Source organism: Bacillus sp. MUM 13, from assembly GCF_001866725.1.
GTDB lineage: Bacteria > Bacillota > Bacilli > Bacillales > DSM-1321 > Peribacillus.
The window spans coordinates 104,983-118,107 of the sequence record NZ_MLYQ01000027.1 but is presented as its reverse complement, the minus strand read 5'-3'; the positions used below and the strand labels follow the sequence as shown (position 1 = coordinate 118,107).

Annotated in this window: 14 protein-coding genes and 1 pseudogene; 1 reads left to right on the top strand and 14 read right to left on the bottom strand. The window is 44.7% G+C overall.

Going from position 1 to position 13,125, the window contains the following annotated elements; all coding sequences use genetic code 11:
- Positions 1–5: 5 nt before the first annotated feature.
- The 10 genes from BIV59_RS08755 to glyA form a co-directional block, all read right to left on the bottom strand.
- A complete protein-coding gene (locus tag BIV59_RS08755) occupies positions 6–542 on the bottom strand; it encodes a F0F1 ATP synthase subunit delta (RefSeq protein ID WP_071351091.1) in 537 nt (178 codons plus the stop codon).
- The gene (gene atpF / locus BIV59_RS08750; RefSeq protein WP_071351090.1) at positions 539–1,066 is read right to left on the bottom strand and encodes a F0F1 ATP synthase subunit B; all 528 of its coding nucleotides are present in this window, start codon (positions 1,064–1,066) and stop codon (positions 539–541) included. The genes BIV59_RS08755 and atpF overlap by 4 nt, the downstream gene beginning before the upstream one ends.
- Positions 1,067–1,202: 136 nt before the next feature.
- Complete coding sequence (atpE, locus tag BIV59_RS08745) at positions 1,203–1,427, bottom strand: F0F1 ATP synthase subunit C (RefSeq protein ID WP_071351089.1); 225 nt, start codon at positions 1,425–1,427, stop codon at positions 1,203–1,205.
- A gap of 79 nt (positions 1,428–1,506) precedes the next feature.
- Positions 1,507–2,241 (bottom strand): F0F1 ATP synthase subunit A, encoded by a 735-nt coding sequence (gene atpB, locus BIV59_RS08740; RefSeq protein WP_071351088.1) that lies wholly within the window; start codon positions 2,239–2,241, stop codon positions 1,507–1,509.
- 22 nt (positions 2,242–2,263) lie between these two features.
- Positions 2,264–2,632, bottom strand: coding sequence for an ATP synthase subunit I (locus BIV59_RS08735; RefSeq protein ID WP_071351087.1), 369 nt, complete (start codon positions 2,630–2,632; stop codon positions 2,264–2,266).
- Positions 2,633–2,641: 9 nt separating this feature from the next.
- A complete protein-coding gene (locus BIV59_RS08730; RefSeq protein ID WP_071351086.1) occupies positions 2,642–2,863 on the bottom strand; it encodes an AtpZ/AtpI family protein in 222 nt (73 codons plus the stop codon).
- Positions 2,864–3,119: 256 nt separating this feature from the next.
- Entirely contained in the window at positions 3,120–5,342 is a 2,223-nt protein-coding gene (locus tag BIV59_RS24230; RefSeq protein WP_276205135.1) for a S8 family serine peptidase, read from the bottom strand.
- Positions 5,343–5,527: 185 nt separating this feature from the next.
- Positions 5,528–6,670, bottom strand: a complete 1,143-nt coding sequence (gene wecB / locus BIV59_RS08720; protein ID WP_071351085.1) for a non-hydrolyzing UDP-N-acetylglucosamine 2-epimerase — start codon at positions 6,668–6,670, stop codon at positions 5,528–5,530.
- 23 nt (positions 6,671–6,693) lie between these two features.
- Positions 6,694–7,323, bottom strand: a complete 630-nt coding sequence (upp, locus tag BIV59_RS08715) for a uracil phosphoribosyltransferase (protein ID WP_071351084.1) — start codon at positions 7,321–7,323, stop codon at positions 6,694–6,696.
- Between the two features lie 201 nt (positions 7,324–7,524).
- A complete protein-coding gene (glyA, locus tag BIV59_RS08710) occupies positions 7,525–8,766 on the bottom strand; it encodes a serine hydroxymethyltransferase (protein ID WP_071351083.1) in 1,242 nt (413 codons plus the stop codon).
- 369 nt (positions 8,767–9,135) lie between these two features.
- Between glyA and BIV59_RS08705 the strand changes: the two genes are divergently transcribed.
- Entirely contained in the window at positions 9,136–10,566 is a 1,431-nt protein-coding gene (locus BIV59_RS08705; protein ID WP_071351082.1) for an MFS transporter, read from the top strand.
- Positions 10,567–10,668: 102 nt separating this feature from the next.
- Here BIV59_RS08705 and BIV59_RS08700 read toward each other — a convergent pair whose 3' ends face one another.
- The 4 genes and pseudogenes from BIV59_RS08700 to BIV59_RS24385 form a co-directional block, all read right to left on the bottom strand.
- Complete coding sequence (locus tag BIV59_RS08700; protein WP_071351081.1) at positions 10,669–11,256, bottom strand: TIGR01440 family protein; 588 nt, start codon at positions 11,254–11,256, stop codon at positions 10,669–10,671.
- Positions 11,257–11,274: 18 nt separating this feature from the next.
- Entirely contained in the window at positions 11,275–11,724 is a 450-nt protein-coding gene (rpiB, locus tag BIV59_RS08695) for a ribose 5-phosphate isomerase B (protein WP_071351080.1), read from the bottom strand.
- A 232-nt stretch (positions 11,725–11,956) separates the two neighbouring features.
- Complete coding sequence (locus tag BIV59_RS08690) at positions 11,957–12,883, bottom strand: methyl-accepting chemotaxis protein (protein WP_481747422.1); 927 nt, start codon at positions 12,881–12,883, stop codon at positions 11,957–11,959.
- Positions 12,884–12,895: 12 nt separating this feature from the next.
- Positions 12,896–13,078 (bottom strand): annotated as a pseudogene (locus BIV59_RS24385) (HAMP domain-containing protein); the annotation flags it as partial.
- Positions 13,079–13,125: the final 47 nt, after the last annotated feature.

Here is a 13,125-nt window from a genome sequence, read left to right as displayed (position 1 = left end):
GAATGTTAACGAAGCAGTTGTCTTTCAAGGCGTTCTAGCTTTCCGCTTACGCTTCCGTCAAAAATGCGGTTGCCGATGCGGAGCTTGATGCCTCCAAGCAAGCTGCTGTCTGCTATATTTTTAATTCTAAGCGTTTTTTTGCCTACTTTTGCTGCAAATACTGCAGATACTTCTGTTTTTTCCTCTTCAGTAAGAGGTCGGACAGTGTATACTTCAGCGTCTGCTATTGATCTTTCCTCATTAGCCCTGCTGATGAATTCCTCTGCCATAGCAGCAATGGAATCAGCACGGTGGCGGTCGATCATAATGAAAATCGTGTTCAGAACCTGAGTGTTCAGGCCGGCGAAAGAAGCTGTGATCAAATCTCTCTTCGCCTCTTTTGTTACTTTTGGATGCTCCAGAAATTCTAAAAGCTCTCCCTCATTCGAGAAGACATCTTTTACTGCACGTACATCCTCTTCTATTTTCTCCAGAAGATTCTGTTCCGCGGCAATTTGAAAAAGAGCGGCTGCATAAGGTTTAGCTACAGAAATATCGCTCATTGCTCTTTTCCTGCCTCTGCAATGTATTCACTGATTAATTTCTCTTGATCAGCTTCAGATAATTCCTTCTCGATCACTTTTGAAGCTATAAGTACGGATAAAGAAGCCACTTGTTCGCGCAGGGCGGCCACAGCTTTTTCTTTTTCCTGGATGATTTCGCGTTTAGCTGATTCTTTAATGCGGTCAGCATCTGTACGGGCAGCAACGATAATATCTTCACGCTGCATCTCGCCTTGCTTCTTCGCATTTTCGATAAGCTCAGTTGCATCGATGCGGGACTGTTTTAATAGCTCGCGCTGTTCTTCCAGCATTTTCGCTGCTTCCGCACGGCTTTGTTCAGCTGCTTCGATTTCTCCGGCAATGTGTGCTTCACGGTCTTTCATGATGCCCATTAGCGGACCGAAGGCAAATTTCTTAAGCAACGCTAACAAAATGATAAAAATGACAAGCTGGAAAATGATATCCCCGCTGTTGAAATGGGCTTCACCCACTGATGCCCCAAGTAAAAAACTGCTTGTTAACACGCTCGGTTCACTCCCTTCATGGAATTCACTATGATTTTATATGGTCGAAAGAAGATTATATTATCCGTTAAACATAAAGCAATGGCGAAGGTTCTCATGGAATGATCTTCGCCATTATTGAACTTCCTGAAATTAATTATTTACCTTGAACGATAAATGCGATAACTACCGCTATGATTGGAAGTGCCTCTACTAACGCAACACCGACGAACATAGTAGTTTGAAGCATACCGCGGGCTTCTGGCTGGCGAGCCATCCCTTCGATTGTACGTCCTACGATAAGACCGTTACCGATACCAGCACCTAATGCACCTAATCCAACTGCGATTGCAGCTGCTACAAGACCTAATGAACCTGTCATGATAAAATTTCCTCCTTGAAAATTAAGTTTTTATTTTTAAACAATGATAGAGCGTTCAATAGTTGAACCTTTTTTATAATTAATGGTCCTCGCTCACTTTGTGAGAGAGATAAACCATTGTTAACATAGTGAAAATGAAAGCCTGGATAGATCCTACAAATAAACTGAAGCCTTGCCATGCAAGCATTGGCACAGCTGCTACGATTGTTCCGACAATGCCGCTTCCAACAGAGTTGGCATAGCCGTTTGTTGCTAGTCCTGCAAGTAAAGATAAAAGAATTTCACCAGCATAGATGTTTCCGTAAAGACGCAATCCAAGAGTCAGAGTGTTAGCGAACTCTTCAATGATCTTCAATGGGAATAAGAAGCCCATCGGCTGAAAATAGGTTTTGCCGTAATTTCTTGCACCTCTCATCTTGATGCCGTAATAGTGGGTTAGTCCCAATACCATTACTGCCAGGGTTAAGGTAACGGCCGGATCGGCTGTTGGCGATTTCCACCAAAGCTCGTGTCCTAATACAACTGAGAAAGGCAAGCCTAACATGTTTGATACAAAAATGTACATGATGAGCGTCATTCCCAGTATAAGAAAGCGTCCGCCTGTATTCCAGTCCATCGTGCTATTGATTAGGCCTTTAACGAAATCCATGATCCATTCTACAAAGTTCTGGATTCCTGTTGGCTTCATCGCAAGCCGGCGGGTGGAAGCTACAGCGATTATGAAGACTATGAGACTTGCAATAGTAATCATCATGACATTTGCCATATTGAAGTACAGTCCCATGAATTCTCGAATAGGAGCTTCATGATTCAACAGTATTCACCTCTCTTCTTGACTACCGACGTAAGTTTTGGATAAAAAAATCTATCATAATGACTAAATATCCTGTCATTAATCCTATAACCACACTTGCCATTTGAAACTTTTCGGGATAATTAAGTGCAATGACCGCAGCTAATGCTGCTGCTGCCATCCTGGTCAGACTGCCCAGGGATTTCATTTTCCTGCCTTCTGCTGCCGCTTCGGAAAACTTCCTGTTTTTCTTGACCATGGACCAGTAATTAAACAGGCTGAAGGACGTTCCCAGTATTAAGCCCAGGAAGATTGTGTAATAGGGAGTGAAACCAGCTCCCAGCACATAAATAGCCAAAAGGTATATTATGTACTTTCTCTGCCTGTTGAACATCTTATCTAATTCTGGCATTTTTGTTTTTTAATCTCCCAAGAAATATTGTCGAACTGTGCTCAGCATGGCTAATACGCCTGTAGCAAGTCCTAAAAGAAGGCCAACCACTAAAAGAAGCGGCTCGGTATCAAGCAATGAGTCAAGCCACCTTCCAGTGAAGATTCCGGCTAAAATGGAACCGGTCAGCTGGGCAAGTATAGCGGACATTAATCTCATGGCTTTAAAGAAGCTGCGATTTGTTTGACGCATCTTTGCATCCTCGCGTTTTTTGTAGGCGGATAGTATGCTATCCCGGTGTAAAAAGTGGACAATCAACCTTGCACAGAGAGCTGTAAACCCTCCCATTCTATATCCTTTGTTAGCATACAATAGCCGACATTTAATGTCAATGTGCGTATAGGGAAAATTGTCAGGCGTCAAGAATAATTAACTAAATGTTCACAATTAGTTTTTTGGTATACTATTGACTTTTTTGCAATGATAGTAATTCCCCCTCTCCCAGAGGCTATTCTATTATGATTGTCACTTCTATCCTGTCTTCCCTGCCGCTTTTTTTAGCGAATACAATGGCTCTGTATACCCCCGGTTCCGGAAGGTCTTTTTTCAGAATTTCCTTTTTTATCAGACCATGAGGAGCATTGACTGACCAATCCATATAACCTGCAAATCTGAAGCTGTCTGCATCATATAGGGCAATCCCGAATTCATCGGCTCCCCTCGGCAGGTACATTTCGTATCTGTATGTTCCCTCTTTATCTCCGGGCGAAAATTCAAAGCCCATAACACGCGGATAATTCGGCTCTTCTTTTACATACAAAAACGGCATACTGATTCTATTGGTTCCTTCAAGCATCGTTAAATAACCATCATAGATCCCTTTATTCAGCTGCCGGGGATTCACTTGAAGCCCTGCTTTAATTTCCTTCTTCTCACCCGGGCCCACTTCAAACGATGAAGGAAGATCCCAGGTCAGCCCTTTTTCTTTATGAGGAAGGATAAAGGAGTAATGCTTTTTTGTTTTCCCCGTATTTTCGATAACAATCGTTTCTTCATGTTCATCGGTTCCTTCAGACTTTGTGAACATCCCAAAGCTGAGCGAGCTCGGATAAAGCAGCGTGTCCGCCTTAATGGCCTGATCTATCCGTATTCTGCCCGCTCCCTGTTCATATGTGTGATATAGCTCTTTCCCCTTTTTATATAGCGGCATTGCCGTACTCATCAGTGCGGATTTCACCTGCTCTGGTGTCCACTCCGGGTGCTTTTGCAAAAGCAGTGCGCAAGCTCCGGCGACATGCGGGGCTGCCATGCTTGTTCCCTGCAGTGATTGATATCCCGAAGGAACTGTACTGTCAATGGCCACACCAGGTGCAAGCAAATCCGGCTTGATTCCCCACGTCACAGTAACAGGACCGCGGGATGAGAAATCAGCAAGTTTATCTTGTTCTTTCTTATATATAATACGTATCATTGCATTCTTATCTTTTTCTGTAAGGACTTTCAGCATTTCCCCGTCTCTTTTCGAAATGGCAGCAGCAGGGATACGGGATGGCTTTTCCAGGTTCCCCATGAAAAGGCCGCTTGTATTATTATAGACTAAAACAGCGGCAGCGCCTGATTGTTCAGCATTTCTCACTTTCTCCGAAAAAGTAAGAGTTCCCCTTTTGACTAAGACCACTTTTCCTTTTGCGTGCTTCAGATCCTCTTTTCTTCCAAGTCCTCCAAATAGAACGCTTTGTGAAGATGTAAGTTTCCATTTTTCCGAACCTTGAAGGGGGAGCATGGTCATTTCCTTTCTCCCGTTCCCAATGCCAGCCATTAATACAGGCGTTGTCAAAGGAGGTGTCGAAGCCCCGACAGATATGGCCTTTTCAGCTGTTCCGGGAGATCCGACTGTCCATATGTCGGGCCCGGAATTGCCATTAGAGGTAACTGCAACAATCCCTTTGTCCACAGCTTCATTTAAAGCAAGCGAAATAGGCAGGTCAGGACCGTTCACTTCATTTCCTAACGAGAGATTGATGACATCCATTTTATCTTCAATGGCAGCATCTATTGCAGCAAGCACCTGTTCCGTGTCTCCTGCTCCGCCAGGACCGAGTGCCCTGTATGCAGATATTTCAGCTTCAGGGGCAACACCTTTCATCTTTCCATTTGCCGCAATAATTCCTGCGACATGGGTGCCGTGAATAGTAGAGAGATCTCCCTGGTTTTTCGTTTCCATAGGATCTCTGTCACCATCGACCAGATCCCTGCCGCCCTTGTAGGATCTTTTCAAGTCGGGATGGGTATAGTCAATGCCTGTATCAATAACCCCCACCTTCACTCCACTGCCGGTAATTCTCCGGTTTTTATCATCAAAATAGTTCCGGACTTTATCTGCACCGATAAAAGGAATGCTTTCATCACCCTCTGCATGATAAATAGATACTTCCGTAACAAACTTGACCTTCATTTCTCTTTTAAGGCTTGAGATTTCCGAGGTCTTTCCTGAAACGGAAAAACCATTTATGGCATGTTTATAGACTTTACGTAAATGAAGGGAGGGATATTTTTTCAGTACAGAAGATATGTCTGATACAGTAGCCTTATTATCGAGCGCAACGATCGCTCTGATGACTTTGGACTGCGACGCAACCGGCAGCGGCGGCAGCTCAATTGCAGCGAGCGGACAGTAAGACGGCAGAAGAAATTGAACAGACAACAAAAGCAGTATGCATTTTTTCAGCACAGAAATAGTCCCCCTTTTCCCCTTATGTTTTCTCCTAGGCCAAAGGCTATGCATGGTAATTGAAATAAATCGTTCCAGGCAGGCACGCTTTTTAAGCGGTATTTTTGTTTGGTAGGGGAAAAACAGAAAAAAGAAGCTGTCTCATTAGCCTTGTTTGGACTTTCGAGACAGCTTCCTCTATATAATTATTGCCGAAACGGCTCAGGAGCCGTATCTGTTTTTTTGAAATAATAACGTATCGCTTCAGCTATGCGCCGAGAGGCATGCCCATCTCCATAGGGATTTGACGCCTTTGACATAGCACGGTGTTCATCGTCATCCGTCAGCAGGTCCATGGCCATACGGAAAATGGTATCCTCTTTGGTTCCGGCAAGCTTCAGTGTGCCCGCTTCAATTCCTTCCGGACGCTCAGTCGTATCCCGCAGCACGAGGACTGGAACTCCCAAAGACGGGGCTTCCTCCTGCACGCCGCCTGAATCGGTAAGAATTAAATAAGATCTGGCTGCAAAATTATGAAAATCAAGTACATCCAGCGGATCAATCAGGTGAATACGGGGATCATCCCCCAGTATTTCCCCGGCCAATTCCCTGACTGCCGGATTTAAATGCACAGGGTAAACAACCTGTACATCACTTTGTTCCGCCAGAATTCTCTTCACTGCACGGAAGATATTCCGCATCGGTTCTCCGAGATTTTCACGGCGGTGTGCTGTCAGAAGAATCAGGCGGTCACTGCCTATCTTGCTGAGAACAGGATGCGAATACTCTTCTCTGACAGTCGTTTTCAGGGCATCTGACGCTGTGTTGCCTGTTATGAAGATTTGGCCTTTTTTATTTTCATTACGAAGGTTGCCGGCGGCTTTATTTGTAGGGGCAAAATGAAGATCTGCCATTACCCCGGTAAGCTGGCGGTTCATCTCCTCAGGAAATGGAGAGTATTTATTCCAGGTCCTCAATCCCGCTTCCACGTGCCCCACTTCAATTTGGTTATAAAAAGCTGCAAGGCTTGCGGCAAATGTTGTGGTAGTATCTCCATGAACCAACACGATGTCAGGCTTGGCTTCCTTCATTACAGCATCAAGGCCCTCAAGTCCTTTTACGGTAATATCCACAAGTGTCTGCCTGTCCTTCATAATATTCAGGTCATAATCAGGCTCTATGGAAAAAAGGGTAAGAACCTGGTCCAGCATTTGCCTGTGCTGGGCTGTAACCGCAACAATAGGTGTAAATTCTTCCGGGTGCTTTTGGAATTCAAGGACAAGCGGAGCCATTTTCACAGCTTCAGGCCTTGTCCCAAAAATCGTCATAACCTTGATTGGCCCTGTCATCATATACACCTCAGCAAATGAATTTATTTTGTTCCGAACAATCTGTCTCCAGCATCCCCCAGGCCTGGAACGATGTAGCCATGGTCATTTAATTTTTCATCAAGTCCGGCAATGTAGATATCTACATCTGGATGTGCTTCGCTTAAGGCTTCAACGCCTTCAGGAGCTGCAATCAGGCACATGAATTTAATATTCACGGCACCGCGCTTTTTAATGGAATGAATGGCTTCAATGGCTGATCCGCCTGTAGCAAGCATCGGATCAACAACAATGCACTCTCTTTCAGCCAAATCGCTCGGAAGCTTCACATAATATTCAACCGGCTTCAATGTTTCCGGGTCGCGGTATAGACCGACATGGCCTACCTTTGCAGCAGGGATCAGTTTCAAAATTCCATCAACCATACCGATGCCGGCGCGAAGGATAGGAATGATGCCCAGTTTTTTTCCTGAAAGCATTTTGAATTTTGCTTTGCTTACCGGCGTTTCAATTTCAACATCCTCCAATGGAAGATCTCTCGTAATTTCAAATGCCATCAGCGTTGCCACTTCATCTACAAGCTCGCGGAATTCTTTTGTACCTGTATGTATATCACGTATATAGGCAAGTTTGTGCTGAATAAGCGGATGATCAAAAACATATACCTTAGCCATCAAGATCTCTCCTTCTACTTCCGAAATTTTGTGTGTGCCATTCTTGCGGTTTTCCTGCATGCCAAAACATCATGGTCCAGGGAAAATTCACTTCTACTCATTTTACAGAAAAACAATTCATACTTCAACAAAAGCTTCAGGAGATTTGTTTTCCATTTTTCTGTAAAAAAACCGCTCCCTAAAAAGGGAACGGCTGGGGTATCAATATTCAGGATATAAACTGTATTTGCCAGAAAGAGCAGAAACTCTTTCCTTAGCTTCTTCCAGCTTACTTTGGTCTTCAGGGTTCTTAAGCACAAGACCAATGATTGATGCGATTTCATCCATATCTTCAAGGCCAAATCCGCGCGTTGTTACGGCAGCTGTGCCAATCCTTATGCCGCTCGTTACAAACGGGCTTTCCTTATCAAATGGAATCGTATTCTTATTAACTGTGATACCGATATCATCCAAAGCCTTTTCTGCTACCTTTCCAGTCAGGGAAACTGAAGTCAGATCAAGAAGCAATAAGTGGTTATCCGTTCCGCCTGACACTAAAGTAAGCCCTTCTTTAACCAAAGAGCTGCCAAGGCGCTTGGCGTTATTAATGATATCCTGTGAATATTGTTTAAAATCATCCTGAAGCGCTTCTCCGAATGCCACCGCCTTAGCAGCAATAACATGCATAAGCGGGCCGCCCTGAATTCCAGGGAAGATGGATTTATCAATTTTCTTTGCAAACTCTTCCTTGCAGAGAATCATCCCGCCGCGCGGGCCGCGAAGTGTTTTATGGGTCGTTGTCGTAACAAAATCAGCGTATGGCACAGGGCTCTGGTGAAGGCCTGCAGCTACAAGTCCGGCGATGTGAGCCATATCTACCATTAAGTAGGCACCCACTTCATCCGCTATTTCCCTGAAGCGTTTGAAATCAATGGCGCGCGGATATGCACTTGCGCCTGCGACAATCAGCTTCGGCTTGTGCTGGCGCGCTTTTTCCAAAACATCGTCATAATTGATCTGCTGATTTTCCTGGTCGACTCCGTATTCAACAAAGTTATATTGGACGCCGCTGAAATTCACCGGGCTTCCATGTGTTAAATGGCCGCCATGTGATAAGTTCATTCCAAGAACCGTGTCGCCTTGCTCAAGAATGGTGAAGTATACTGCCATATTGGCCTGTGCGCCAGAATGCGGCTGGACATTGACATGCTCGGCACCGAAGATTTCTTTCGCGCGGTCACGGGCTAAATCTTCCACAACATCAACAAATTCACAGCCGCCATAATAGCGTTTGCCAGGATAGCCTTCTGCATATTTATTTGTCAATACAGACCCTTGAGCTTCCATTACAGCTTCACTTACGAAGTTTTCAGATGCAATTAATTCAATCTTGCTTCTTTGTCTTCCTAATTCTTCTTGAATCGCTTTAAAAACCTGCTCATCTTGCTTCGCTAAACGGTTCATTGGAAATCCTCCTCTTATAGGCCCATTCATTATGTATTATGTGTAAACAATTCCATAAGAAATGCCTTTTCTCATTTCTCTTTCAATCACTTTCATTTTAACATGTTCAATTCGGGAACGGTAGTATTACCTTCAGATAACTTCACCATAAACGAACAATTAAAGGAGCAAAATATTAAACGTTCGTTATTTTTTGCACTCTTTTTCTTTTTTTCCATTAAACATAAGGACAGTTGAAGATACCTCTGTTAAACTGATGTTTTGGCGCATTTTATTTACTGCATTTATATAAAGTGAAACTTCTGCCAAGCGGGGCTTTTCCTTCCCGCTGACAGATAGTGATTTAGAAACAGAAACAGGGGGCACGTCATGAGAAACAAGGTAATGATTGCATTAATGCTCGCCACTTCCCTGGCAGCAATGGAAGGAACGATTGTCAGCACAGCTGTTCCCAGCATCACTAACGACCTTTCGCGAATACATCTTGTAAGCTGGGTTTATGCTGCTTACATGCTGGCCACAGCCGTTTCCACTCCTATCTTCGGAAAGCTTGCCGATTTATTCGGCCGAAAAAAAATCATCATTTATGGAATCGGGATCTTTTTGCTGGGTTCGGCTCTGTGCGGCATGGCCCAGACGATGGAACAGCTCATTATCTGCCGCGCCATCCAAGGGATTGGAGCAGGCTCTGTTATGCCGGTTACCATGACAATTATCGGAGGGCTGTATACAGAACAAAAAGACCGGGCAAAAGGGCAGGGCTGGGTCAGCGCTGTTTGGGGAATTTCCGGAGTTGTCGGTCCTTTAATAGGCGGATTTCTCGTGGATCAATTATCCTGGCGCTATATCTTCTATTTAAATATTCCGTTTGGCATCAGCTCCATCATCATCATTCTGAAGTACTATAAGGAAAATATCAGCAAAACCAAACAGCATATTGACTATAAAGGAGCGTCTATCCTTTCGCTTGGCACAATCAGCATTTTGTACGCTTTATTAAACGGAAGCAGCAAGCAGGATTGGGGCAGCCCTCTTATCTTATTTCTGTTCATATTTTCAGCTTTGTCTTTCTTCCTTTTTTACAAAGTGGAGAAAAGCTCTCCAGAACCGATCATACCGCTTAATCTGCTGGGCAGCCGCAGTTTAATTCCTATCAACATGCTGACACTATTTGCCGGAATGATCGTCATCAGCATCACAGTCTACCTGCCTATATGGAGCCAGGGTGTACTCGGGAAGAATGCTACGCAAGCCGGGCTGATCCTGACACCAATGCCTGTAGCCTGGACGGCCGGCTCTTTCCTTGCAGGACATCTGGTAGGAAGAATCAGCAGCAGAACCATCATACGTATTGGAACAATCATCTTAATCGGAGCAACATTCCTGTTGTTTTCAATATCCAGCACCTCCCCAGATATTGCGATATACTGCGGAATGGGACTTCTTGGCTTGGGAATGGGTATTGTCACTCCAATCATTATGCTGCTGGTTCAGTCTGCTGTTGAACCGCAAAAGCTGGGTACAGCAATCGGGCTGAATTCCTTCATTAACACATTCAGCCAGACACTGGGATCTGCCATATTCGGCATGATCTTCAACCTGGCTACAGCAGGCATAGCAGGAGGGCAAAAGGGTGCCGGCCAACCGCATCTGTCCATTGACTCTCATCAGGAGAACGTGAGTGAAACATTCGCCTCAGGCATACATCTCATATTTCTCGGCACCTTCATTCTCGCGATATGCGCCTTTTGTATTTCATTGGTGATTTCGAAGAACAAGGCTGTTAAAACAGCTTCATAGTTCTTTACTGGAGAAGCAGCTCTCATTTCCTCAAAAGGGGATCGGGCACTTCTCCTTTTTGCTTTTTCTCTGGCACAAAAAAACCCCTTATAAAAGGAGTTTTTAGGTACAGCTATTATTATCAATGGATCGTTCATATACAGCACGCTGCCCGCCAATCAGCTTCGGCCTCGATTTTGCCATGGTTACATGGGCCTGCCCGATTTCCTTTAAGGATGCCCGGATCGGGACGGCCACATGCTTTAAATGCATGCCGATGAAGGTGTCCCCGATATCGATTCCCGCATCCGCCTTAATATGCTCCACAACGACAGCATCAGCAAGGTGCTGATGGGCATATGCGGCCATTGCCCCGCCTGCATGCCGGACAGGAATGACCGAAACCTCTTCATATCCATATTTCTGTGCCGTTTTCTTTGATAAAACAAGAGCCCGGTTTAGATGCTCGCAGCACTGAAAGGCCAGTAGTGCGCCAGTGCGCTGATGAAAGGACTCCAATTCACTAAAAAGCATTTCAGCCACATCGAGGGTTCCTTGGGTGCCAATTACATTTCCTGTTACTTCACTCGTGCTGCATCCGATGACAAGCAAATCATTTTCATTCAGCTTGGCCGCATCTTGAAACTCATTCAGCAGATCGTGAAATTGATTTCTCCAGATTTCCCGATTTCCAAGAGTATGGTTTTCCATAAAACACCCCTCCTTCTCCTAAATGCTCCGGTCTTCATATTCCTTAATTTTTCTGAGTCTATTGCTGTGGCGTCCGCCTTCTTCGAACTCAGAATCCAGCCAGGCAGCCGCTATTTCCCTGGCAAGTCCAGGCCCGACCACACGCTCTCCCATAGCCAGGACATTGCTGTCATTATGCTGCCGAGTCAGTTTCGCACTGTACACATCATGCACTAGAGCACAGCGGATCCCTTTTACTTTATTCGCAGCAATACTCATTCCAATGCCCGTTCCGCATATTAAAATGCCTTTATCAAAATCACCCCTGGCCACCTTTTCAGCTACGGGAAGCGCATAATCGGGATAATCCACCGATTCACAGCCGCTGCATCCAAAATCCTCAAATTGAATATTCATTTCAGCCATCAAGTTCTTTATTTCTTCCCGAATATGATTTCCGCCGTGATCTGAAGCGATTGCTACTTTCATGTTCTTCCCCCTGACTTTTCCATAAAGTGACATACTCCGCTAATGGCTAGCCCGATAAATCTTTTCGGACAGTTATCCCCTGTTTAGACTTCTTCTCCATCAAATCTTGAAATGACTCAGCCAATTATAGCGTGGCAATTTATTTTCCTGCCCTTATTTTGGCACAAAAAAAAGCAAAGATAAAGGTAATTGAAAACAAAAGAACCCCGCACAGCAGGGTTCACATTTTCTTCTATAGCTGGAACTGCGTGATTGTCTGCTTCAGCTTTTCCGCCTGTTGTTTCAGCTCAAAAGCCAGCCTGTCCACATCTTCAATAACACTTGTCTGATCTTGGGCTGAGCTTGTTACTTCGAGCGCACCGGCAGATGTTTCCTGTGCAATCGCAGCAACTTCCTGGGACTGGCGGGAAGTGGTTTGAATGTTTTCCATTTGCCTGTCCACTAATAGAGTGATATCCTGAACCGCTGATGCCACACTATGCACCGTTTCAGTCATTTCCTCAATTGCCCTGTTTGTTTTCGAACCTTTTTCGGCTTCTGTGTTAGCCGTTTCAACCTGCTCGCTGATTTGCGTGACAACGCTTTGGACATCATTTTGAATCGTCTGGATCAAGGCGGATATCCCCTGTACGGCTTTAGCGCTTTCATCTGCCAGAAGGCGAACCTCCTCAGCAACAACAGCAAACCCTTTTCCATGCTCCCCGGCCCTTGCCGCTTCAATGGACGCATTCAAGGCCAAAAGATTGGTCTGTCCTGCAATGTTTCCTACCAGCTGAATGATGCGCTCGATTTTTTGCGCATTTTCCTCCAGACGCCTAACCGCCTGGAGCGCGTCCTGATTTTCATGGGCAAGCTGCTGGATGCCTGTCACAAGAGAGTGAATAACTTCTTTGCTGCTTAAAAGATCTGACACCATTTCTCTTGAGGTTTCCGCTGAAGAGTTCGCTTTATTTTGAACCTCTTTTGCAATGGTAATCACATCTTCAACAGATTCTGCCGTATGCTGGATAGAAACGGCCGATTGATCTGCTCCCTTTGCAATTTCCTCAATGGTTCTGGAAATGCTTTCTGCTCGGGTTGATGCCTCTGCAGACTTATGCGAAATGGAAATAACTTTTTCATTTGTTTCCTGAAAATTTGTTTCTATATTTTGGACCATGTCTCTTAAGTTAAAAAGCATGTGATTAAATGCTTTTCCTAATGAACGGATTTCATCATCCGATTTTGGAAGCTCGGCATCTCTGCTAATATCCCCCTGGGATGCCCTAAGTGCTGCGGTTTCAAGCTTCTTCAATGGCTTTACAATGAGTGCCGCTGCAAAAAATGCAAGAATTCCAGACCAAATGACTCCCATGAAAAGAGTCAGGATGGTGAACATTCTTTCATCCATACTCTTAAAAA

Bases quoted from the DNA above. Each gene is read 5' to 3' on its own strand.
- BIV59_RS08730 (WP_071351086.1), bottom strand. From the start codon at position 2,863: ATGCGTCAAACAAATCGCAGCTTCTTTAAAGCCATGAGATTAATGTCC.
- glyA (WP_071351083.1), bottom strand. From the start codon at position 8,766: ATGAACCGTTTAGCGAAGCAAGATGAGCAGGTTTTTAAAGCGATTCAA.
- BIV59_RS08700 (WP_071351081.1), bottom strand. From the start codon at position 11,256: ATGGAAAACCATACTCTTGGAAATCGGGAAATCTGGAGAAATCAATTT.
- BIV59_RS08690 (WP_481747422.1), bottom strand. From the start codon at position 12,883: ATGGTCCAAAATATAGAAACAAATTTTCAGGAAACAAATGAAAAAGTT.
- BIV59_RS08735 (WP_071351087.1), bottom strand. From the start codon at position 2,632: ATGCCAGAATTAGATAAGATGTTCAACAGGCAGAGAAAGTACATAATA.
- upp (WP_071351084.1), bottom strand. From the start codon at position 7,323: ATGGCTAAGGTATATGTTTTTGATCATCCGCTTATTCAGCACAAACTT.
- wecB (WP_071351085.1), bottom strand. From the start codon at position 6,670: ATGACAGGGCCAATCAAGGTTATGACGATTTTTGGGACAAGGCCTGAA.
- BIV59_RS08755 (WP_071351091.1), bottom strand. From the start codon at position 542: ATGAGCGATATTTCTGTAGCTAAACCTTATGCAGCCGCTCTTTTTCAA.
- rpiB (WP_071351080.1), bottom strand. From the start codon at position 11,724: ATGAAAGTAGCAATCGCTTCAGATCACGGCGGAAATCATATTCGGGAA.
- BIV59_RS08705 (WP_071351082.1), top strand. From the start codon at position 9,136: ATGAGAAACAAGGTAATGATTGCATTAATGCTCGCCACTTCCCTGGCA.
- atpE (WP_071351089.1), bottom strand. From the start codon at position 1,427: ATGACAGGTTCATTAGGTCTTGTAGCAGCTGCAATCGCAGTTGGATTA.